Annotated in this window: 17 protein-coding genes; 9 read left to right on the top strand and 8 right to left on the bottom strand. The window is 51.8% G+C overall.

What is annotated here, in order from left to right; genetic code table 11:
• The first annotated feature begins 1 nt into the window (after window position 1).
• The 6 genes from NAI64_RS06185 to NAI64_RS06160 all read left to right on the top strand — a co-directional run bounded on the left by NAI64_RS06185 (window position 2) and on the right by NAI64_RS06160 (window position 8,672).
• Window positions 2–1,315, top strand: a complete 1,314-nt coding sequence (locus tag NAI64_RS06185; RefSeq protein WP_269298817.1) for an efflux RND transporter periplasmic adaptor subunit — start codon at window positions 2–4, stop codon at window positions 1,313–1,315.
• Between the two features lie 20 nt (window positions 1,316–1,335).
• On the top strand, window positions 1,336–4,536 hold the full coding sequence (locus tag NAI64_RS06180) for an efflux RND transporter permease subunit (RefSeq protein ID WP_269298815.1): 3,201 nt from the start codon (window positions 1,336–1,338) through the stop codon (window positions 4,534–4,536).
• The gene (locus tag NAI64_RS06175) at window positions 4,529–5,986 is read left to right on the top strand and encodes an efflux transporter outer membrane subunit (protein WP_269298813.1); all 1,458 of its coding nucleotides are present in this window, start codon (window positions 4,529–4,531) and stop codon (window positions 5,984–5,986) included. The genes NAI64_RS06180 and NAI64_RS06175 overlap by 8 nt, the downstream gene beginning before the upstream one ends.
• A 326-nt stretch (window positions 5,987–6,312) precedes the next feature.
• Complete coding sequence (trxA, locus tag NAI64_RS06170; protein WP_269298811.1) at window positions 6,313–6,639, top strand: thioredoxin TrxA; 327 nt, start codon at window positions 6,313–6,315, stop codon at window positions 6,637–6,639.
• A 111-nt stretch (window positions 6,640–6,750) separates the two neighbouring features.
• A complete protein-coding gene (gene rho / locus NAI64_RS06165) occupies window positions 6,751–8,013 on the top strand; it encodes a transcription termination factor Rho (protein ID WP_269298809.1) in 1,263 nt (420 codons plus the stop codon).
• A gap of 245 nt (window positions 8,014–8,258) precedes the next feature.
• Window positions 8,259–8,672 (top strand): rubrerythrin family protein, encoded by a 414-nt coding sequence (locus NAI64_RS06160; protein ID WP_269298807.1) that lies wholly within the window; start codon window positions 8,259–8,261, stop codon window positions 8,670–8,672.
• 97 nt (window positions 8,673–8,769) lie between these two features.
• On the opposite strand, the gene NAI64_RS06155 is transcribed toward NAI64_RS06160, so the two are convergent.
• The 7 genes from NAI64_RS06155 to cysS form a co-directional block, all read right to left on the bottom strand.
• On the bottom strand, window positions 8,770–10,014 hold the full coding sequence (locus tag NAI64_RS06155; RefSeq protein WP_269298805.1) for a nitronate monooxygenase: 1,245 nt from the start codon (window positions 10,012–10,014) through the stop codon (window positions 8,770–8,772).
• A gap of 295 nt (window positions 10,015–10,309) precedes the next feature.
• Window positions 10,310–11,149 carry a universal stress protein gene (locus tag NAI64_RS06150; protein WP_269298803.1) on the bottom strand — a complete coding sequence of 280 codons (840 nt, stop codon included), beginning with the start codon at window positions 11,147–11,149 and terminating at the stop codon, window positions 10,310–10,312.
• An 84-nt stretch (window positions 11,150–11,233) separates the two neighbouring features.
• Window positions 11,234–12,487 (bottom strand): aspartate kinase, encoded by a 1,254-nt coding sequence (locus NAI64_RS06145; protein WP_269298801.1) that lies wholly within the window; start codon window positions 12,485–12,487, stop codon window positions 11,234–11,236.
• 82 nt (window positions 12,488–12,569) lie between these two features.
• A complete protein-coding gene (gene tilS, locus NAI64_RS06140) occupies window positions 12,570–14,003 on the bottom strand; it encodes a tRNA lysidine(34) synthetase TilS (RefSeq protein WP_269298799.1) in 1,434 nt (477 codons plus the stop codon).
• A gap of 11 nt (window positions 14,004–14,014) precedes the next feature.
• Window positions 14,015–14,989, bottom strand: coding sequence for an acetyl-CoA carboxylase carboxyltransferase subunit alpha (locus NAI64_RS06135; RefSeq protein ID WP_269298798.1), 975 nt, complete (start codon window positions 14,987–14,989; stop codon window positions 14,015–14,017).
• A gap of 53 nt (window positions 14,990–15,042) precedes the next feature.
• Window positions 15,043–15,687, bottom strand: a complete 645-nt coding sequence (locus tag NAI64_RS06130) for a DNA-3-methyladenine glycosylase family protein (RefSeq protein WP_269298797.1) — start codon at window positions 15,685–15,687, stop codon at window positions 15,043–15,045.
• Window positions 15,688–17,076, bottom strand: coding sequence for a cysteine--tRNA ligase (gene cysS, locus NAI64_RS06125; RefSeq protein ID WP_269298795.1), 1,389 nt, complete (start codon window positions 17,074–17,076; stop codon window positions 15,688–15,690). It lies immediately after the preceding gene.
• Between the two features lie 277 nt (window positions 17,077–17,353).
• Between cysS and NAI64_RS06120 the strand changes: the two genes are divergently transcribed.
• From NAI64_RS06120 to NAI64_RS06110, 3 genes are read left to right on the top strand one after another with little or no spacing between them, the layout of a single operon-like run.
• A complete protein-coding gene (locus NAI64_RS06120) occupies window positions 17,354–17,842 on the top strand; it encodes a peptidylprolyl isomerase (RefSeq protein ID WP_269298793.1) in 489 nt (162 codons plus the stop codon).
• A gap of 26 nt (window positions 17,843–17,868) precedes the next feature.
• A complete protein-coding gene (locus NAI64_RS06115; RefSeq protein WP_269298791.1) occupies window positions 17,869–18,636 on the top strand; it encodes a UDP-2,3-diacylglucosamine diphosphatase in 768 nt (255 codons plus the stop codon).
• 32 nt (window positions 18,637–18,668) lie between these two features.
• Window positions 18,669–19,262 (top strand): DNA-3-methyladenine glycosylase, encoded by a 594-nt coding sequence (locus NAI64_RS06110; RefSeq protein ID WP_269298789.1) that lies wholly within the window; start codon window positions 18,669–18,671, stop codon window positions 19,260–19,262.
• A gap of 5 nt (window positions 19,263–19,267) precedes the next feature.
• Here NAI64_RS06110 and NAI64_RS06105 read toward each other — a convergent pair whose 3' ends face one another.
• On the bottom strand, window positions 19,268–22,972 hold the full coding sequence (locus tag NAI64_RS06105) for a DUF748 domain-containing protein (protein WP_269298787.1): 3,705 nt from the start codon (window positions 22,970–22,972) through the stop codon (window positions 19,268–19,270).
• Window positions 22,973–22,982: the final 10 nt, after the last annotated feature.

Raw genomic sequence — 22,982 nt, 5'->3', positions numbered from 1 at the left:
CATGAAACCTTTTTCCATTTTCAGAAATGCAAGTACCGTTTTCATCGCCGCCACATTGCTGGTTGCCTGCGGTGAAAAAGAAGCACCACCTGCTCCGTTGCCTGAAGCGGCTTTTGTTACGATCACCCCTGAAAAAATGGCGATCGAAAATGAATTGCCCGGAAGAATCGAGTCTTTCCGTACAGCCGAAGTTCGTGCACGGGTACCCGGCATCATTCTCAAACGCGCATTTGAAGAAGGTTCCTATGTCAAACAGGGACAACTTCTGTTCCAGATCGACCCACGCGACTATCAGGCCGCCGTACAAAGCGCCAAGGCTACGCTGGCACGTGCAAAAGCCAACCTGGTCCAGGCCGATCTGAAACTGAAACGTTACACACCGCTGGTCAAGATCAATGCCGTCAGCAAACAGGAATATGATGACGCCGTCGCCGCACAGAAACAGGCGGCTGCCGATGTGGATGCAGCAAAGGCCGAACTGGTCAGAGCCAACCTGAATCTGGAATATGCCCGTGTGACCGCCCCGATTTCAGGCAGAATCGGTCGCCAGATGGTGACGGAAGGCGCTCTGGTCGGCCAGAACGAAGCAACGCTGCTGGCTACCATCCAGCAGATCGATCCAATTTATCTGAACCTGACGCAGTCCAGCGCAGAACTGCTCAGACTGCGCCAGATGATGAATGCCGGTACACTCAAGGATACCGACAAGTCCGGGCTGAAAGTCACCATGGTTATGGAAGACGGTACGATCTTCGACCATACCGGCAAATTGCTCTTTTCAGATATCACCGTCGATCCGACTACCGGTGAACTGACTATCCGTGCCCTGTTCCCCAATCCTCAGAACATGGTACTTCCCGGCATGTATGTCCGTGCACGGATGGAACAGGCGATCAACGAAAACGCCATCACAGTTCCCCAACAGGCAGTCATCCGCGCCAATGACGGTTCCTCCGTCATGGTGCTCAACAATGAAGACAAGGTGGAAGTCCGCAAGGTCAAGACCGGAGCGGCCGTCGGCGCTTCATGGGAAGTGCTGGAAGGTTTGAAACCGGGTGATCGTGTCGTCGTCGAAGGCCTGCAAAAAATCAAGGCCGGCGCACCGGTACGCGCCGTTCCATGGGAAGATCCGCTCAAGCCCAAAGCGGAACCGGTACAACAACCGCAAGCCGCCATCCAGAACGGCAGCGATACGGCGACATCCGGCAACAATGCAGAACAACAGGCTGCGCAACCCGCAACACAACAGACACCGGCTGTACCCCAGCAAAACGGGCAACCTGCGACATCTGCCGATACGCCCAAGGCTGAATAGGCAAAAAGAGGGAATTTCCTATGGCAAGATTTTTTATCGACCGCCCTATTTTTGCGTGGGTTATCGCAATTTTCATTACGCTGGGTGGCATATTGTCCATCCTGAATCTGCCGATTTCGCAATATCCGGATGTAGCTCCGCCGCAGGTCACCGTCTCTGTAACCTATCCGGGCGCTACAGCCAAAACCGTGGAAGACAGTGTCATCCAGATCATCGAACTGGAAATGAACGGTGCAACCGGTCTTCAGTATTTTGAATCGGAAAGTGCGACCGGTACCGGTAAAATCACCCTGTCCTTTACTCCGGAAACCGACGTCGAACTGGCAGCCGTCGATGTGCTGAACCGACTCAAACGTGTTGAATCCCGACTGCCGGACGCCGTCATGCAGCAAGGGGTCACCATCAATAAATCACGCAGCAACTTCATGGCGATCATCAATCTGTATTCGACAGACGGACGCATGACGCCTATTGATCTCGGTGACTACATTTACCGTAACGTCCTTTACGAAATCAAGCGTCTTCCTGGTGTCGGCGATGCAACCGTGTTCGGTACCGAAAAGGCCATGCGTGTCTGGATCGATCCCATCAAGCTTACCGGTCTGAATCTGACGGCAGGTGACGTCGCCAATGCCATCAAAAACCAGAACGCGGTCGTCTCCTCTGGTGCCACCGCATTCCCGCCCAACGTCGGGACGGAAACCTTCAGTGCGAACGTTGATGTTCATGGTCAGTTGCAAACTGTTGAAGAATTCGAAAACATCATTTTGCGTGCCAATACAGACGGTTCGGTTGTCCGTCTGAAAGACGTCGCACGTATCGAGCTGGGCGGCAGAACCTATGAAAAATATACCCGCCTGAACGGAAAACCGTCTTCCGGTTTCGGTATCCAGCCGACCGCAACCGCCAACACGATTGCGACCATGACCGCTGTCCGGGAAAAAATGAAGGAACTGTCCCAGTATTTCCCTGAAGGCGTGACTTACAGTATCCAGAACGATACTTCGAAATTCGTCAGTGCATCCATTCATGAAGTGGTCAAGACACTTCTCGAAGGTGTTTTCCTGGTCTTCGTCATCATGTACCTGTTTTTGCAAAACTTCCGGTACACGATCATTCCGACCATTGTGGTTCCTATCGCATTGATGGGTACCTTCATCGTCATGAAAGCACTGGGATTCTCGATCAACATGCTAACCATGTTCGGTATGGTTCTGGCGATCGGTATTCTGATTGACGACGCGATCGTCGTCGTGGAAAACGTGGAACGTATCATGACCGAGGAAGGATTGTCCCCACGTGAAGCGACATACAAGGCAATGGGACAGATTACCGGCGCTATCGTCGGGATTTCGACAGTGCTGACCGCCGTTTTCATCCCGATGGCATTTTTCAGCGGCTCGGTGGGTCGTATTTACCGGCAATTCTCCATCTCGCTTGTCGCGTCGATGATATTCTCCGCTTTTCTCGCGTTGTCACTGACACCGGCATTGTGTGCAACGATCCTCAAGCCCGTCGATCCGAATGCGCATAGCGAGAAAAAAGGATTTTTCGGCTGGTTCAACCGTCGTTTCCACAGCATGACCATGACTTATGAACGTCAGGTCTCGAAAATGTTCGGCAAAATCACTCGCTACATCGTGATTTACGGCGCGATCGTTTTGTGTACCGCTTTCATGTTCTGGAAACTGCCAACTGCCTTCCTGCCGGACGATGACCAGGGTTATCTCTACACCAACGTCCAGTTACCTGCCGGCGCGACACAGGCACGAACACTGGAAGTTCTGAAGGTGGTTGAAGACCAGTTCTCGAAGGAATCCGGCATCGACGGTATCGTGACGGTTGTCGGCCACAGTTTCTCGGGTAGTGCACAAAACGGTGGTCTGGCGTTCGTCACCCTCAAGGACTGGAGTGAACGCGATTCCGACAACTCGGCAAGTGAAATTGTCAAACGCGCTGCTGCACGTTTCTCGCAAATCCGTGATGCCATTGTCTACCCGATGAATCCTCCACCGATCCGCGAACTGGGTAACCAAACCGGTTTTGTCTTCCGTTTGCAGGATCGTGCAGACCATGGCAACAAGGCGCTGACAGCCGCACGAGACCAGCTGCTTCAGCTCGCACATGAAAGCAAGGTACTGAAAAACGTTCGTTTCGACGGTATGGAAAATGCACCGCAACTTTCATTGAAGATCGATCGTGAAAAGGCCAATGCGCTGGGAGTTTCGTTCGAAGACATCAATACCACCCTTTCGACGGCACTCGGTTCCAATTATGTCAACGACTTCGACAGTACCGGACGTCAGCAGCGTGTCATTGTCCAGCTTGAAGCAAACGAACGTATGACACCTGATGACATCAAAAATATCTATGTCCGCAACGCATCCGGCACCATGGTACCGTTTTCCGCCTTTTCATCGACGGAATGGGACAAGGCACCGATCCAGTTGATCCGTTACAACGGCTATCCTGCAATGCGTATCACCGGTATGCCTGCAGATGGGTACAGCACGGGTGATGCGATGAATGAAATGGTATCGCTCATGCAACAGCTCCCGTCCGGTTTCGGTTACGAATGGACAGGTCAGTCACTGGAAGAACAGACTTCCGGTTCACAGGCACCGATGCTTTATGCACTTTCGCTTCTGGCTGTGTTCCTCTGTCTGGCTGCACTCTATGAAAGCACCACGATTCCGGTCGCCGTCCTGCTCGTGGTACCGCTTGGCGTCATCGGCGCTCTGGCTGGCATGTTCTTGCGCGGCATGCCAAATGACGTGTACTTCAAGGTCGGTCTGATCGCAACCATCGGTCTGTCCGCGAAAAACGCCATTCTGATCGTCGAATTCGCGAAAGATCTCCAGGCTCAGGGCAAAGGGCTGATCCGCTCGACACTGGAGGCCGTACGTCTGCGTTTCCGTCCGATCATCATGACATCCATGGCTTTCATTCTGGGCGTCATTCCGCTGGCCATTGCATCCGGCGCCGGTGCTGCATCCCAGCAGGCCATCGGTACCGGTGTGCTGTTCGGCATGATCACGGCAACCGTACTGGCTGTTTACCTGGTACCGATCTTCTTTATCGTGGTACGTTCCATTTTCAGCGACAACAAACGCCAGCAGGCCATGTACGCACGGAACAATACACAAGACCGGAAAAAACCCTGGAAAGTCGCACTGGATTTCCTGACTCGCGCAAACAAGAAGGACAAAACAGATGATTAAAAAGTGTACGCTGGCCCTGCTTGCCGCCGGTATTCTCTCCAGTTGCAGTATGGCACCCACTTATGTCCGTCCGGATGCGCCAGTCGAGGAACAGTTCCCCGTAAAATCCGATGCTTCCGCACAGACACCTGCATCAAAAATCGGCTGGAACGAATTTTTTCATGAACCCCGGCTGCGTGCCCTGATCGCGGCCGCAATCGAAAACAACCGCGATCTGCGCATTGCCGCACTGCGCATTGAAGAAGCCCGTGCGTTATATAACGTACAATGGGCCGACAGACTGCCGACTTTCCAGGTCGAAGGCGAAGCCGCACGCTCCAGAACGCTCGGTGGTCTTTCAGATGCCGATGCCATGATCACCCAGGGCAATTATCGCGTCGGACTGGGTATCTCTGCGTTCGAACTGGATTTCTTCGGCCGCGTCAAAAGCCTGACCGATGCCGCACTGGCCGAATATCTGGCAACCGAAGAAGCGCAGCGTTCCGCCTATATCAGTCTGGTTTCCGAAGTCGCAAAAACCTACCTGACCGAACGCGCTCAGTCCAAGCAGATCGAGCTGGCCAGAAAATCGTACGAATCGTACAAGCAATCGTATGAACTGATGCAGAAACGCTATGAAGTCGGAGCATCATCCGCGCTGGAATTACGTCAGTACGAGACACTGATGCAATCCGCCATGGTTTCGCTATCTGCCCTGCAAAGGGAACGTGCACAGACTGAAAATGCGCTGGTCGTGCTGATCGGTGGAAAACGTATCGAAAATTTGCCGCCGGCACATGACCTATCTGAAGACGACATCCTCCAGGACATTCCTGCAGGACTGCCTTCCGACCTGTTGGAAAACCGTCCGGACATCCGGCAATACGAGCAACTTCTGAAAGCGGCCAATGCCAATATCGGTGCTGCCCGTGCTGCCTTTTTCCCGCGCATTACACTGACGGCATTCGCAGGTACCGCCAGCCCGAGCCTGTCAGGTCTTTTCGACGCCGGTACCGGTGCCTGGACCTTCACGCCCGCACTGACACTGCCGATCTTCGACGCAGGCCGCAATATCGCCAACCTTGATCTTGCCGAAGCACGCAAGAACATCGCCGTCGCCGAATATGAAAAAACTATTCAGGTCGCATTCCGCGAAGTGGCTGATGCCCTGATGGCACGCGACTGGCTCAATGAGCAGGTCAAGGCGCAAGCTGCCGTCCTCGCTTCTGAAACGGATCGTCTGAGACTGTCGCAGGCTCGTTACGACAACGGTATCGCCAGCTCGCTGGAAGTATTCGATGCACAACGTCAGCAGTTTGCCGCCGAACAGTCACTGGTCGATGCACGGCTGATGCGACTGGTCAATGCCGTTGAGCTGTATCGTGCCTTGGGTGGTGGACTGGTCAAACCGGAAAGCACACCGGAAGAAACCGTGGCGACACAGGAAGTACAGCAGGATTTCGCTCAATGAAAACCCGGGCCGCCTTTTGGCGATATATCCAGAAGGCGGCCTGAACGCTGCAGAAAAAAACGCATTGATATATCATCTTCCCTGTTTTTGGTTATAATCAATCCGCTGTTTATTGATATCGGCATTATCTTTTGCATCCGGTATCCGTTAAAATAATGCGCTATACCGCTTTATTCAAATACAGCGATTTTTTGCACTACCGGTATTCATTTGCCGCACTCATCCTTCATCCGTTCACTTGAACTGGCACAGGCAAGGTTTTGCAGATGCATTTATCCGATACGACGGCTTTTTGACAGATATCCCCTTCACTTACCGAAGATATTATGACAGACACTATCAAGACTATCAGCGACACATCTTTCGATGCAGATGTACTCAAGTCCGACAAACCGGTTCTGGTCGATTTCTGGGCGACATGGTGCGGGCCATGCAAAATGGTTGCGCCGATCTTCGACGAAGTTTCAAAAGAATACGCAGGTAAAGTCACTTTCGCCAAAATGGATGTCGATTCCAACCAGGCGACTCCGGCCCGATTCGGTATTCGCGGCATTCCGACACTGATCCTGTTCAAAAACGGCACGGTTGCCGCCCAGAAAGTGGGCGCACTGAGCAAAAGCCAGTTAATCGCTTTTATCGACAGCAACATCTGACCGCCAGCCACATGGCGGCATATCCTGCCGCCATGCCATACACCGTCATCGCCTATCAGCTGCAACGCACATCTCGTTTTTCTCTGGTTGTGAACCCTTAAGTTTTAGATTATGCATTTATCCGAATTAAAGTCCATGCACGTGTCTGCCCTGCTGGACATGGCACTCAATCTCGATATCGACAACGCCGCCCGCATGCGCAAACAGGAACTCATGTTTGCCATTCTGAAAAAACGTGCCAAGGCCGGAGAACAGGTCTATGGTGACGGTGCGCTTGAAATCCTGCCGGACGGCTTCGGTTTCCTGCGTTCGCCGGATGCCAGCTATATGGCATCGACGGATGACATTTATATTTCCCCGTCACAGATACGCCGATTCAATCTCCACACGGGCGACTCGATCGAGGGCGAAGTCAGAACCCCCAAGGATGGTGAGCGTTATTTCGCACTGGTCAAGGTTGACAAGGTCAATGGTGCACCGCCGGAAGCCTCCAAGCACCGGATGTTGTTCGAAAACCTGACCCCTTTGCACCCCGATGAACCGCTCAAACTGGAGCGTGACATCAGTGCACAGGAAAACATCACCGGCCGTATCATCGACATGATCGCACCGATCGGCAAGGGACAACGCGGTTTGCTGGTTGCATCCCCGAAATCCGGCAAGACCGTCATGCTGCAACATATGGCCCATGCCATTACCGCAAACCACCCGGATGTCACCCTCTTTGTCTTGCTGATCGATGAACGTCCTGAAGAAGTGACGGAAATGCAGCGCTCGGTTCGTGGAGAAGTGATCGCCTCCACATTCGACGAACCGGCGACACGACATGTCCAGGTAGCCGAAATGGTGCTTGAAAAAGCCAAACGGCTTGTGGAAATGAAAAAGGACGTCGTTATCCTGCTGGATTCCATCACCCGTCTGGCACGTGCCTACAATACCGTGATTCCCGCTTCCGGCAAGGTTTTGACCGGCGGTGTGGATGCCAACGCCCTCCAGCGCCCGAAACGTTTTTTCGGTGCGGCTCGCAATGTGGAAGAAGGTGGTTCTCTGACGATTATCGCCACAGCACTGGTCGAAACCGGCAGCCGTATGGATGACGTCATTTATGAGGAATTCAAGGGTACCGGCAACATGGAAGTCCATCTCGAACGCCGTTTGGCCGAAAAACGTGTTTATCCCGCTATCAACCTGAACAAATCGGGAACACGTCGTGAAGAATTGCTGATCAAACCGGATCAGTTGCAGAAAATCTGGATCCTTCGCAAACTGCTTTACGGCATGGATGAAATCGAGGCAATGGAATTTATCCTCGACAAAATGAAAGCTACCAAAAACAACGCCGATTTTTTCGATCTGATGCGTCGTGGCGGCTAGTCCCGAAAACAGATCCTTCGGTTTTCCTTTCAAAAACGGTTATCGCAAGCAAAGCGATAACCGTTTTCCGTTTGAAAAACGCATAATCAATCCTGCAAGGTTCACCGGATTATTATTTTGTAATAAAGGTTTTCTCCGTTCCGAAGATAGCAGATAATAGAATCATCGTTATGAAAAGGCACGGGATTTTGCTATTGTGAATCAGCCGGAATACCTGCCATAAAATCAATCAGGGAGTCAATGATATGGATATCAAGGGAACAAAAACTGAAAAAAACATTATCGAGGCTATTCTCAATGAAACCCAGTCAGCCTTGACTTTCGATTATGCGGCCTATCGTGCCGATGTTGAAGGACACAACGACATCATCACCAAACTGCGTGCCAGCGCATCCATCCGTCGTGGGCACGCCATGGGCAACATGCAATTGCTGGGAAAAAATCCGCAAACAGGATTGCGCAACAATATCACCCGCCTGAACCTCCAATCGGCTATTACAAACGCTACCCGCCTTTACCATGATGTTTACCCGAAAATGGCGGAAACGGCTCGTGACGAGAATCTGGAAGACATCGCAAACTGGTTCGATACCCTGGCAAAGGCAGAACGTATGGAAGCGAAACTGTATGAAGAAGCCCTGAAAACGCTCCTGGACTGAAATCCCATTCATCGTTTTCCCCACATAACAGAACAGGCCGCAAGAAACAATCTTGCGGCCTGTTCTGTTATGGCAAACAACCTCGTTTGAAAATGCCTCACTCTTCCGGAAGCATGATTTCCTGATTCTTGCTGAACTGGTAATCACGGAAAATATGTTCCGCACTGACAATTCTGTATGTTCCGTCGGGCAACTTCCGGGTCGTATCCTTCAGACGGTAAGTATAATGCCCGCATGTCCAGACATTGTAATTACGCATGTGGGTACACAGACAGGTCTTGTCCTTGATGCAGATATTCTTGCCATCAGGATGACTTTCCAGCTCACGATAATACGATTTCAGATATTCGCATTTCCCGTTTTCGAGAATATAGCCATAGGATTCACAATTCGGACGCAACCCTTTGGCGATTGCGGGCGACTGTTTCAGCATCCGCATGGGATAGCCTGTCGGAGATATCTGGTTCACTTCGATATCATCCGCATTGGCTTTCAGATATTCCTGTTTGACATCGTCAGGCAATCCGCTTTCTTTCGATACGGTAAAGCGTGTCGCGACCTGAACACCCGCGACACCGTTTTCGAGGAACGAAACCGCATCGGAACCGGTGAAAATCCCCCCAGCTGCAATCAGCGGAATGGAAAGATTTTCTCTTTTCAGGAATTCGAGAATTTCCGCCACAATCGTTTTCAGGTCATATTTCGCCCAGTCCATACCGAAACCGAGATGCCCGCCGGCAAGTGGCCCTTCGACGACGACATAATCCGGCAAACGATTCAGCTTGGCATTACGTCGCAAAAAGATTTGCAACGCTCTCAGCGAGGAAACGATGATACCCAGTTTGGCATCGCGAAAACGAGGGTGATCTTCGATCAGTCTGAATGAATTGGGATGCAATCCGGCTGCCAGCGTAATCCCGTCGATTCCGGCATCCAGTGCAGCACGCAAGCGGACACGCAAGGTATCGCGCGATGCGTTCATCGTCAGCTTTTCCATGCAATTGGTAAAGATCAGACCGTCACCGCGTTTTTTCTCCATGACGTTCCGGACATGCAGCTTCGTCGCTTCCTCGACCGCACCCAGATCGAAGTGGATATCTGTCTTGTCCTGAATCTTGATAAAATCCTTGTACTGGCGTGTTTTATCACGAGTGAAATGCGTACCGAAATAACGGTCGGCAGTATCCACTGCCATGGCATCGGAAATATGTCCTATGCCGCCCAGCCGGGCAGCCTCCAGCGCCAGTTGTGGAGTGGAAATATCGACCCCCATTCCACCAATAATGATCGGGACATACTCCTTCCCGTTAAAAACCAGCCGGAAATCATCAACACATTTCATCGCTATCCTTGGACTACTGTTAAAGTTGGGCGCCTTGCTTTCGTTTCTTCTGGAGAAAATGGAGCCAAAAATACTCAACTGCGTCGAACTTGTGCATAAATAGCCCTAATTTTCGGAAAAACGCACGCATTCCGTCTTGAAAACACGCACATTGCCCTTCCTGATCGAGGCACGACAAGCCAAACTGCACCATTATAATTTTACCTTGTGATATTGCAAGACAGAACCATGAAATACGCAACATCACGTAAAATATCCCTGTTCCGGTTGTGTGTATCTGCCATCTGTCTGCCGGTCAGTGCGACATGAGAATCGGAATATCGGACTCAGCAAGAACCGTTCGCGTTACACCACCGAGCAAAAACTCACGGAATCGTGTATGGCCGTATCCGCCCATGACAAGCAGATCCGTCGAATGTTCCCTTGCGAAAGCCAGTAATGCATCGCCGATACGTTTGCTCTTTTGAGGCGGCAACACTTCCACGTTGATACCGTGACGCGCCAGATAAAGCGCGATATCGCTTCCTGCCAGTTCGGCATTGACATCCGGTTCATTGTCGACATTGTACATGACGATCTGTACCAGATCAGCGCGGCGGAGAATCGGAATGGCATCGACTACAGCACGTATCGACTCGCGACTGGCATTCCAGCAAATCATAACCCTTTTGCCGACAACATCCTTGTCATATTCCGGCGGAATGATCAATACCGGCCGCCCGGCATTCATCATGACATATTCCGGAAAATCCGGAGAGACGATCGGCGACCTCGCATTCAGATCGGTACGCCCGATCACGACAAGATCGGCCACACGCGCAAGCAGACTGACCCCCTGATTGGCTTCTTCATCCACAACCCTGCCTTCATAGGACTCGACTCCCATCCTTTTGGCAATCGTCTCGAATTCGCGCACGAAACGGGCGGCGCGCTCATGGAGAAACTTCAGGTGCGATGCCAGCACAGGGTCTTTTTTGTCTATCTGTGCCTGCTGGAATGTCTGTGTCGAAATACCGATCATGGCAACGCCGAGCAGGCAAGCTTCTTCAGCATTGGCCAGATTGGCAGCGATACGTATCCGACGTTCCGCAATCGTTTTCTTGTCCAGATGAACCAGTATCGATTTGTATGACATGTTCGTCTCCGAATTCGTTGTATGCCGAATCATCTCGCCAGTACCGCTGCCCGCCGGCCTACTCGCCGGAACATGCATTCCGCATTACACTTTTTCCAGCCCGAAAGCCTTGTGCAATGCCCTGACGGCCAGTTCCATATACTTTTCATCGATGATGACCGAAATCTTGATTTCGGACGTCGAAATCATCAGGATATTGATACCTTCCTCGAACAGTGTACCGAACATTTTGGATGCCACACCGACATGACTGCGCATCCCGATACCGATGGCGGATACCTTGGAAACTTTGGCATCCCCGATGATATCGGTCGCCCCGACCTCCGCCTTGACCTTGTTGGTCAGCACATCCATCGCACGGTTATAATCCGGACGCGGTACGGTAAACGTAAAATCGGTCTTTCCGCCTACCGACTGGTTCTGGATAATCATATCCACTTCAATGTTGGCATCGGCGATCGCACCCAGAATCTGGAAAGCGATACCCGGACGATCCGGCACACCCAGCACCGTAATCTTCGCTTCGTCCCTGCTGAATGCAATTCCGGAAATAACAGTTTGTTCCATATCGGTATTTTCTTCTTCAAAAGTAATCAGTGTGCCGGAGCGTGCTTCTTCGTCCAGCGGCATTTCCGGATCGGTCAGTGACGACAGTACCCGTGTTGGCACATGGTAGCTGCCTGCCAGTTCCACCGAACGAGTCTGCAATACCTTGGAGCCCAGTGACGCCATTTCCAGCATTTCTTCAAAAGTGATTTTTTTCAGTCGTTTTGCATCCGATACCACACGCGGATCAGTGGTATAGACACCGTCAACATCCGTATAGATCAGGCATTCGGAAGCCTTGAGCGCGGCCGCCATCGCCACAGCCGAAGTATCGGAACCGCCACGCCCCAACGTCGTGATGTCGCCTGCCTCGTCGATTCCCTGGAAACCGGCGATGATGACGATCTTGCCCTGATCAAGACATTCACGGATTCTTTTATCATCGATGGACTGGATGCGCGCCTTGGTATGCGATGCATCCGTTTTGACCGGTACTTGCCAGCCCGTAAAGGAAACCGCTTCCTTTCCAAGCTGCATCAATGCCATCGACAACAGTCCGATCGAAACCTGTTCGCCCGTGGATGTCACCATATCGAGTTCCCGCTGATCCGGCTCAGGCATGATTTCACGTGCCAGCGCGATCAGGCGGTTGGTTTCGCCCGCCATAGCCGACGGAACGACGACAACCTGATACCCTGCGTTATGCCATTTGGCGACGCGTCGTGCGACGTTTTTGATGCGTTCAACAGAACCCATCGACGTGCCGCCATATTTGTGAACAACTAAAGCCATACAATTATTCTTGTGTTGAAAAGTAAATAAAAGTCCTGTTTTTAACTTTACAGTTTGGGTTGGAAATGCACAAGTGCATCGCTTAGGATTGGCGTTTAAAAGACACCTGTTCCTGACATTCCCAACGTAACCGGATACCTTTTTTCCCCTTTTCGGCATATTTGACCGATTGGCCCAGCATGGCTGCGAACACCAGTGTATCCCCGATATAAACCAGTGGCATTTCTTTTCGTTGCCATGGTGCGATCCCTGCTTCCTGGCACAACAGTTTCAGTTTCCGCGTCGGACGTTTCGGCAATTTCAGCATCGCGTTACCTGAATAAGGCCGCACTTGCAAAGTCTGCTTTTTCAGCCATACCGGATCGATCCCGCTCTCTCCAGAATCGAAGAACAACTTTCCACGCCAGGCAGCCAGAACGAAAACCTCTTCTCCGTTCCAGCGTATATCAACTGTTTTATTGCCGTCGTCATCTTCTTCTGCGGACATGCCGACAATGGCTTCCGTTCTGTATCGCCTGATGATTTTCCTGTCCAGCGGCAATTCGATCGCGGCATCCGGACGCGCACACAGCAGCTGTCGTTTCATCTGCTCAAACCATGCCACCGACGGAATGTTCAATCCGTTTGCCGCTAACCAGCAACGCAGCAAATTATCCATCCTGCCGACATCGAACACTGACGCTTTTGCCAGATCCAGCGTTCCGGTTTCTGTCGTACATGCCTGCAAATCCAGCATACCGGTATGGTTCAGGATATCCAACGCATAACGCATATGCTGTGCCGTCTGTTCCAGACGTTTGCCGAATCCCGGAAAAATTCGGGAAAGAACCGGAACCAGTTCATGCCTGATCGCATTGCGTGTATAGTGCACATCGTCATTGGAATCATCCTCGACATGCGTCAAGCCTTCTGCATGCGCCCACTGCGCAAGCCTTTCCCGGGAAATCGACAGCAGCGGGCGCCCCAGATATCTGTTTTCGGACGAGGATTCAGGCATTTTCGCAACCGGTGCCATGCCTGCCATACCGGCGATACCGGTACCGCGCATCAACTGCAGCAACACCGTTTCGACCTGATCATCCTGATGATGCGCCGTCAATAGCAACTGAACTCCATGTTGCCTGCATAATGTGTTCAACGCGATATAACGTTGCCGTCTGGCTTCCGCTTCAATCCCCTGTCCGCTTTTCCGGTCAACGACAACGCGACAGCTGTCAAAACCGATATTCTGTTCCGCACAGATTTTGCGGCAATGCGCAAGCCATGCATCTGCCTCACGATTCAGTCCATGATGGACATGAAAAGCCAGCAACGGAAAGCCTTTTTTTTCGGCAATACGTGACGACAGTGTCAATAAAACTGTCGAATCCAGCCCGCCGCTGTACGCGACGGCTACCGGCGGCATATTCTCACGCAGTTTTTCACCGGAAGATATACCGATACCCTTTTCCATTGAAAAAACGCGCATCAGAACAGATTCCAATGCGCGTTCGAATTCGTTTTCCAGCTTGTGCAAAATGGCCTCGATTATTTCGTTTGGGCCGTATCCTTGAATTTGCCGTAATTCAGCCATTTTTCACGACGCGCTTCCAGCAAATCGGCCAGCGGCACATTCCTGAGCTGTTCATACGATTCGGCCAGTGCCTGTTTCAGAATGGCGATCATGCCGTTCATGTCCCGATGCGCGCCACCCAGCGGTTCTTCGATGATCCGGTCGATCATGCCGATTTCCTTCAGACGTTGCGCCGTCAGTCCCAATGCTTCTGCCGCTTCATTGGCACGTTCCGCCGTCTTCCACAAAATGGAGGCGCAACCTTCCGGCGAAATGACGGAATATACCGAATACTGCAACATTTGCACGGTATCGGCCACAGCTATCGCCAGTGCACCACCGGAACCGCCTTCCCCGATGATGGTGGCGATAATCGGCACTTTCAGATCGGCCATGGCAAACAGATTGCGCCCGATCGCTTCCGACTGTCCGCGTTCTTCCGCATCGATCCCCGGAAATGCGCCCGGAGTATCCACAAAGGAGAAAATCGGCAAATTGAACTTTTCCGCCAGCCGCATCAGACGAAGCGCCTTGCGATAGCCTTCCGGACGCGGCATGCCAAAATTGCGGAAACTTCTTTCCTTGATATCGCGCCCTTTCTGGTGTCCCATCACGACACAAGGCATACCGTTGAAACGTGCCAGCCCCCCCACGATGGCCGGATCATCCGCAAAAGCACGATCACCGTGCAATTCATGAAAATCGGTAAAAATGCCCTTGATATAGTCCAGTGTATAGGGCCTGTTCGGGTGACGCGCGATCTGTGAAACCTGCCATGGCGTCAGTTTTGAATAAATATCCTTGGTCAATTGCCGGCTTTTTTGCGCCAGTTTGGCGATTTCGTCAGAAATATCGACAGCCGAATCATCCTGGACATTACGCAAGTCCTCGATCTTGGCATCCAGTTCCGCAATAGGCTGTTCGAAACTGAGAAAAGTTGTTTTAGCCACACTATCTCCTTTTTACCGACCGCAGGGCTTTTGCAGTCGCAAAATTGAATTTTTCAGTATTCTACCGGAAGTGGTGTCAAACTGCGCCACAAATACCAGGTCGCGACAGTACGCCATGGAACCCAGTTTGTGGCGATTTTCCGTATTTCACTGCGTGAAACCGATTGCCCGGAAAAGTAAAGCGCACTGACTGCCTTTTGCAAACCGACGTCATCCAGCGGCAGCACATCGGGACGCAGCAAGTTGAAAATCAGAAACATTTCCGCCGTCCAGCGTCCGATTCCGCGCACCTGCACCAGATCGGCGATCACTTCCTCATCGCTCATATCTTTCCAGCAATCGATGCGGATTTTACGCGCGAGAAAATGAAACGCCAAATCCTGAAGATAATCGATCTTCCGTTTAGACAGCCCGCAAGAAGCCAGTGAAGCTTCACCGGCCGCCGCAATGCCTGCCGGCCGACAATCAGGACAAACCACCATCAGGCGCCGCCATATCGCATCCGCAGCTTTGACGGAAATCTGCTGCCCTACAATCGAACGTACCAGCGTCCTGAAAGGATCACCCTTGCCGGTCAAGCGTTCACTGCCTGCCTGACGGATCCTTTCCGCCATCACCGGATCACGCCGCGCAAGCTCCTTGCAGGCCAAATCCCATACGGACGCATTGTCGAGCGATACCCGCTGCATGGCAGTCATTCACTGACGCCGCCACTCCGTCTTGCCGCCTGGACGATCTTCCAGCACGATACCTTTTTCGAGCAATTCGCCACGAATCCTGTCGGCAGTCGCGAAATCTTTTGCTTTCCGTGCTTCAAGCCGTGCCTGAATCTGCTGTTCGATCCACTGTTCCTCGCCAGCATCGATACTGCCATCTCCTTTGAGAAACTGGCGCGGATCGCGTTCCAGCAGTCCGAGCACGCCCCCGAGCGCCTTGAGCTGACGTGCCATTTCCGGCGAATGTGTCCTGTTCACTTCATTGGCCAGATCGAACAATACCGCCACGGCTTCCGGCGTATTGAAATCATCGTTCATGGCTTTGGCAAAACGTACGGCATGCGCTTCTTCCCAATTGACCGGCCCTTCCTGCACGTCCACATCTTTCAATGCCGTATAAAGGCGCGTCAGCGCCGAACGTGCATCATTGAGATGTGCGTCCGAATAATTCAATGGGCTGCGGTAATGTGAACGGACGATGAAGAAACGCAGGACTTCGGCATCATAGGTCTGCAATACGTCACGGATCGTAAAGAAATTGCCGAGCGACTTCGACATCTTTTCGTTATCCACACGCACAAAACCATTATGCATCCAGTAATTGACGAAGGGATGATGGCTTGCACCTTCCGACTGGGCAATTTCGTTTTCGTGATGCGGGAACTGCAAATCGGCACCTCCGCCATGGATATCGAAATGGTCTCCCAGCAATTTGCTGGACATGGCCGAACACTCGATATGCCAGCCCGGACGACCGACACCCCATTTGGAAGGCCATTTGGCTTCTTCGGGTTCTTCGGGTTTGGCCGACTTCCACAACACGAAGTCCAGCGGATCGCGTTTGCCCGTATTGATATCGACCCGTTCGCCGGCGCGCAAATCGTCCAGCGACTTGCCGGAAAGTTTTCCGTATCCCTCGAAATCGCGGACGGAATAGTTCACATCCCCGTCATCGGACTGGTACGCCAGCCCGTTTTGTTCCAGCTTGCCGATCAGCTCCAGCATTTCCTGAACATACTCGGTGGCACGCGGTTCATGATCCGGCGGCAATATGCCCAGCGCCTGCGTATCTTCGTGCATGTACTGTGTAAACCGTGCCGTCAGACTCGATATGGTTTCGCCGTTTTCACCGGCTCGCCGGATGATCTTGTCATCGATATCGGTAATGTTGCGAACATAGGTCACCTCATAACCCAGCGCCTTCAGCCAGCGGTACACGATATCGAATGACATCATCATGCGGGCATGCCCGATATGACAATAATCATAAATCGTCATACCGCATACATACATACGTACCTTGCCCGGTTCGATGGGAATGAATACCTGCTTGCTGCGCGTCAGGCTGTTGTATATCTGGAGTTCGTCCATCTTCGACTTTGAAATGAAAACAAATAAACAGTTATTTTACTGTGTAACCGCCATTTTGACATGTCTGTCCGGCACAAGAAAAACAATAAACTGCGTCAAAACACCGGCATTTGAATCCACAGCAATATCCCCCGTCCATCCAGAGTTTGCTAGAATGTTTTCCCGTATGGAAAAGCGCACTGTGCTTTTTTTCGCCACTTGCCGCTATCGGGGTGGCGCCGTTGCCCGAACGGGCCAACTGGCATACCGATTCTTTCTAACCTATCAAAGGAAAAATATGACCGTCGCATTGCATACCAATTTCGGCACGATCAAGATTGAACTGGACGCGGCCAACGCACCGAAAACCGTCGACAACTTCCTGTCTTATGTCCGCTCCGGTTTTTACAACAACACCATTTTCCATCGGGTCATCGACGGCTTCATGATTCAGGGCGGTGGCTTCGAACCCGGCATGAAACAGAAAAAAACCAACCCGCCGATCGAAAACGAAGCCAACAATGGACTGTCCAACGAAACATATTCCATCGCAATGGCCAGAACACCCGATCCGCATTCCGCGACCGCGCAATTTTTCATCAACGTCAACAACAATGACTTTCTGGACTATCCCGGACAAGATGGTTGGGGATATTGCGTATTCGGCAAGGTAACGGACGGAAAAGACGTCGTGGATCGTATCAGAAGAGTGGCAACCGGTCGGGCCGGCATGCATGCCGATGTACCGCTGGAAGACGTCATCATCGAGAAAGCCGAAGAACTCTGACCTATTCAACCATTCCGGATCCATCCATGAACCAGCCAGCTCAAACGAATACCCGGCAAAAAGCCATTTTCATTTCCGATCTGCACTTGCAACCGGCCTTGCCGGAAACGACACGTGCTTTTCTGGATTTTCTGAAAACGCAGGGACAACAGACCGAAAGGCTCTATATTCTCGGCGATTTGTTCGAATACTGGGCCGGTGATGATGATATGGATTCGGAATATCTGAAAACCATTGTCGGCGCGCTTCGTTCATTGGCCGACAGCGGTACGGCTGTTTTCTGGATTTGCGGCAACCGCGATTTCCTGACCGGCAACCGATTTCTCGAGGCCACAGGTGCGCAAGCCTTGCCGGAACCGGCCGTCGTCGATCTTGCCGGGAAAAAAATCGCGCTGGTGCATGGCGACGCCCAATGCACCGACGACCAGGCCTACATGCAATTCAGGACAATGGTACGCAATCCGCTCTGGCAAAAACAGTTCCTCGGCATGCCGCTGGCACAGCGCAAGGCGCTTATCGCCGGTATGCGCGAAGATAGCCAGAAGGGCAACCGTGAAAAATCCATGCAAATGATGGACGTCAATGCTGCCGCCATCGATGCGCTGTTCACACAAACCGGCGCGACCGTCCTGATTCACGGACACACCCATCATCCCGGTGATCATGTTCACCGCCCGAATAACATCGACTGTACCCGGATGGTATTGTCAGATTGGAATCTGGATGCAGAACCGAAACGTGGCGACTGGATCGAACTGACACCGGATGGCGCGCTCATCCGGCATTCCTGCTAAACCGACTTTTCCAATTTCCGTCGGGATCTGGCATGACACACGTTTTTGGCGGAATCGACTTTTCCGTGCCGCCTGAAACGCTGGCGCAACGGTTGATCGGCACTTTTTTCTCCTATCGGGGTACGGGCGGTATTATCGTCGAAACCGAAGCCTATGACGAAAACGATCCGGCATCGCACAGTTTTTGCGGTCCGACGACGCGCAACGCCGTCATGTTCGGCCCGCCGGGACACCTTTACGTTTACCGTTCCTACGGCATTCACTGGTGTGTCAATTTCGTTTGTCGCCAGTCCGGGCATGGCGCTGCGGTACTGATTCGGGCCATCGAACCCATTGAAGGTATTCCGCTCATGCAAAAGCGACGCAATATGACCGATATACGCCTGTTATGCGCAGGCCCCGGACGGTTGTGTCAGGCACTCGGCATCACAAAAAACGAAAACGGCCTGTCGCTGGATTCAGCCTTTTGCCATCTTGAACCGGCACCACGACACCTTACCATCGTCTCAGGTCCACGTATCGGCATTTCACGCGCAAAAGAAACGCCATGGCGATTCGGTCTGGCCGGTTCCCCTTTTCTGAGCAAAACTTTTTCCCGACGACCGGTTACCGACTCTCGCAGCTGAAACGCTCAATTTTTCCAGCGTAAATTGAAGTCAACCCTGTGGGCCGGCCGGTCTTTTTCCGCCTCGCCTTTTTTGCTTGCCAGCAAATAAATCCGCTCATCCGGCAACTTGCCTTTCAGAACGAGCCAGTTCTTGACAGCTTCCGCACGCCGGTTCGCCAGCAAGACCAGATTGTCATCCCGTTTGGCGTAATGCTGTACCAACAGTTTCTCCATCTCTGCATCGGACGCATTTTCCGGCTTGGCGAAAGATTCGTTCCGGTAAACCTCATGTAACAGCGCCGGATATTCGGCAGGCGACACCGTCACTTCTTCAAAAGAAGGAATCGACTGTTTTTTCCGTTTGAGTGCACGCAACTTCCAGTTCAGTACCATTTCACCCAATCCGGCACGGTCTGCGACATCATCATAACGTCCCGTGAGTTCGAGCTTGATATGCGGTCGTTTCGCCAGTCCCTGTGCCATCCTTTCCAGACGCTGCACACCTTTTTCCGTCAATTCCGCACTACCTGGCGCAAATGTCATGCTGGAAAGTTCCTTTTCCTTTTCGTTGAGCGACGCAAGGAAAGAGAACGGTGCCGTCACGACCTTTTTCAGGGCATTCATGATCACTGTACCGATAATACTGCCCAGCGAAAACTTCGGATCACTCAGAGAACCGGAAATCGGGACATTGATATCAATTACTCCATTACTGTCTTTCAGCAATGCCAGTGCGAGCTCGATGGACAAATCGGTTGCTTCGTCGCTCTTGACCTTTTCACCCAGCGTCAATTGATCGAGAACCAGCGAGTTCTCTGCCGCCAGTTTGCCATTGCTGATCCGGTAAGATGCCTTGTATGACAATTTTCCTTTTTCGATTCCGTAACCCAGATATTTTCCGGTATAAGCACTGAACTGGGCGAGTTCCATGCCCGTTACCTGTGCCTTGATATTAAGCGAAAGCGAATCGCTCAACGGATTGATATAACCGGAAACCACCAGCGGCGCGCCATTGACCTGTCCCTTGAGCCACATTCGAGATTGTGTGGACGGATTGCTCGAAATATTCCGCATACCGCCTCGCAAATTGAGAAGATTGGCGGTATAACGCGGCTTGATGAAATTGTCGGTAAAACGAACACTTCCGTTACGAAGGAGCCAGCGTTTGATGACGACAGAAAACGGCGGTTTATCCGATGCAATCGAACGATGCTGTTTCCGTTTTTTACCGGTGGACTTCGCCGTTGTGGCATGTCCACGGTTTTTTTGTATTCCCTCGGTATCGGTCAGACTCTTTTGCCCACCTGCCTTGCTGCGAAGAATATCCTGCAGATTCAGCCGTCCTTCAGAGGACAGGATAATCCTTGCGGACATATCGCTCATCTTTGCCTTGTCCACGATAATGGCAAGCGGAGACAGATCCACCGTAACCCCTTCGAAAGCCAGCTCTTTCCAGCTGACGAACGGTTGTCCAGTCAACTGGTCAACCGCAGCCAGTCTGTCTAATGACACCCCGCCCTTGAACTGTCCCTGGAGAACGCCTGCCTTGTTCTGATGGGCTTGCAGTTTTCCTTTAACCGACAAATCCGCCTGCCGCAACTTCAGGTTCACATAATCGTTGATATATGGCTGCACAAAACGGATATCCACATCCCTGACATCTACATCCAGTTCGGCTTTCAGGGGCGATACCGTCACTTTCCCTTTTACCGCAACCGATCCCCGATCATTGACTTTGGCCTGCAAGCGTAACGGAACCGGTTTATCCATGGCCTCTGTCAAATTTTCCAGCATCACATCCAGTTGTCTGATATCCGTCACGACTGGCTGTCGTTCATGCCGATTCTCGAAATGCAACGACCATCCCTTGATACCCGCCTGTTTCACCATAAAACGGAAACCGGTATGCCTTGATGCCGCATCCACCACTTTTTCAGTCGCTTTTGCCTTGTCACTATCCTGCAAGCTGGCGATCAGTTCAGGCAAATCGTGGATCATCTGCACTTGTGTGCCTGAAGAAACGACTTTGTCCGCAGACAGGTAACGGCTGTTCATATCCAGCGACAGTTTCTCGACATTCAGCCCAAAACCGCCGGCTGTTATACTGACCGGTTTCGCATAGGCTCGATCCGTAAACTGCAACTGTCCGCCACTGACCGTCAACGATCCCAGCGTTACCATCAGCGGCATACCATTGGTTGTCGAATGACTGCCCGATGCATCCGATCCTTGCGAAGATCCTTTCCCTGCATTCAGCAGCGAACCGATATTCCACTGGCCTGCACGATCACGCGCCAGAAAAACCTGCGGGTTTTTCAGGCCAATATTTTCTATTCCGATCTTGCCCGACAATATATCGCTTCTCCCGACATCCATTTTCAATTCCGACAACCGGAATATGGATGTACGGTTTTTCAGTCCGGAAAGGCCCGTTCCCTTCAACGTCACATGGCCACCGACGACAAGCCTCGGCATTTCATCTGGTATCACATCCAGATGCACGCCAAGCTTCGTCGACATATTGCCGCTGTCGAGCTGAATACCCGATATACGGTCGGTCAGCCTGACTTTCCCGCCATTAATGAACAGTTCGCCGACATCTACGGAAAGTGGACGTTTTGCCGAAGCCTGACCAGCCTTGTCTGCCTCGCCGGTTTGTGATGCTTTTTTCCCCGGCAAACCGCTAAGCAAGCGCAAAACATTCCACTGGCCTGCTGCATTGCGATCCAGGACAACACCGGGATTTTTCAGGCCGATACGATCTATCGCGATCTGTCTGGACACAATATCGCTTTTGGCAATATCGACTTTCAGTTCCGAAAAACGAAGTATATCTGCGCCATCCGGTTCGGTCAGCCACACGGAATCCAGCGTCACATTTCCTTCGACATAAACCGGACGCTTATCTCCTTCCCTTTTGGCGAACACAATATCCAGATCGGCTGAAAACTTGCCGCTTTTGAGTTTGAATCCCGGATCGAACGGTAAATACCCGAGATAAGTCGGCAAATCGAACCGTTCCAGTTTGAGACCGATCCTGCCACCTTTCCGATCACGAGACGGTTTCGACTTGCCGATCAGCTCGATTTTGTCTTTGTTGATACGTGCACTGACTGCAAAATTGACGAATATATCGACATCTGACGGCATATTGGCGATGAACGGCAAACTGATATTCATGTCATTGACCAGCAAATGCTTGTTCCGCACTTCGTCATCGGCGCGAATCGTCCCGTTCTCGACCTGGATATTGTTGATGGAAAACAGCGTTTTTCCGGTATCTTTTTCATCCTTCTGCGAGAAATAGCCCACCATATCGGCAATATTGAAAACACGATCACGATCGCGAACGATATGAACCTCCGGTTTCGTCAGGCGGATCTGTCTGACCACCGGTTTGAATGAAGTCAACGTTTCGGGCGAAAGTTCGACGAGCAAATAATCGAATGACGCAAATGTCCTGTCGCTGCCAGGTTCGGACAAACTGACATCTTTCATTTCCATCTTCAGGCTGAACACATTCATGCTCATGTCGCCGATCACCAGTTTTCGATCGAACTTCTCGGCCATGAAATCGCGTGCTTTGGACTGGACGATATCCGGAAGAAACACGATACCGGCACCCACGACCACCACCAGCAATACCAGAACCGACAAAAAGCCGATCAGTATGCGCTTTGGCCAGACACGCTTTCCGGTCTTGTCTGCATTTGTTTTTTGTTCAGTCATCGGTTCCGCC

Origin of the sequence: Oxalobacter paeniformigenes (assembly GCF_027158465.1) — a bacterium.
Classification (GTDB): Bacteria; Pseudomonadota; Gammaproteobacteria; order Burkholderiales; family Burkholderiaceae_D; genus Oxalobacter; species Oxalobacter paeniformigenes.
This window is presented reverse-complemented; position numbering and strand designations above follow the sequence as displayed.

Coding starts and splice junctions, on each gene's coding strand:
- NAI64_RS06130 (WP_269298797.1), bottom strand. CDS start 15,687: ATGACTGCCATGCAGCGGGTATCGCTCGACAATGCGTCCGTATGGGAT.
- NAI64_RS06175 (WP_269298813.1), top strand. CDS start 4,529: ATGATTAAAAAGTGTACGCTGGCCCTGCTTGCCGCCGGTATTCTCTCC.
- rho (WP_269298809.1), top strand. CDS start 6,751: ATGCATTTATCCGAATTAAAGTCCATGCACGTGTCTGCCCTGCTGGAC.
- NAI64_RS06160 (WP_269298807.1), top strand. CDS start 8,259: ATGGATATCAAGGGAACAAAAACTGAAAAAAACATTATCGAGGCTATT.
- NAI64_RS06150 (WP_269298803.1), bottom strand. CDS start 11,149: ATGTCATACAAATCGATACTGGTTCATCTGGACAAGAAAACGATTGCG.
- NAI64_RS06110 (WP_269298789.1), top strand. CDS start 18,669: ATGACACACGTTTTTGGCGGAATCGACTTTTCCGTGCCGCCTGAAACG.
- NAI64_RS06180 (WP_269298815.1), top strand. CDS start 1,336: ATGGCAAGATTTTTTATCGACCGCCCTATTTTTGCGTGGGTTATCGCA.
- NAI64_RS06115 (WP_269298791.1), top strand. CDS start 17,869: ATGAACCAGCCAGCTCAAACGAATACCCGGCAAAAAGCCATTTTCATT.
- NAI64_RS06120 (WP_269298793.1), top strand. CDS start 17,354: ATGACCGTCGCATTGCATACCAATTTCGGCACGATCAAGATTGAACTG.
- NAI64_RS06105 (WP_269298787.1), bottom strand. CDS start 22,972: ATGACTGAACAAAAAACAAATGCAGACAAGACCGGAAAGCGTGTCTGG.
- NAI64_RS06145 (WP_269298801.1), bottom strand. CDS start 12,487: ATGGCTTTAGTTGTTCACAAATATGGCGGCACGTCGATGGGTTCTGTT.
- cysS (WP_269298795.1), bottom strand. CDS start 17,076: ATGGACGAACTCCAGATATACAACAGCCTGACGCGCAGCAAGCAGGTA.
- trxA (WP_269298811.1), top strand. CDS start 6,313: ATGACAGACACTATCAAGACTATCAGCGACACATCTTTCGATGCAGAT.
- NAI64_RS06155 (WP_269298805.1), bottom strand. CDS start 10,014: ATGAAATGTGTTGATGATTTCCGGCTGGTTTTTAACGGGAAGGAGTAT.
- NAI64_RS06185 (WP_269298817.1), top strand. CDS start 2: ATGAAACCTTTTTCCATTTTCAGAAATGCAAGTACCGTTTTCATCGCC.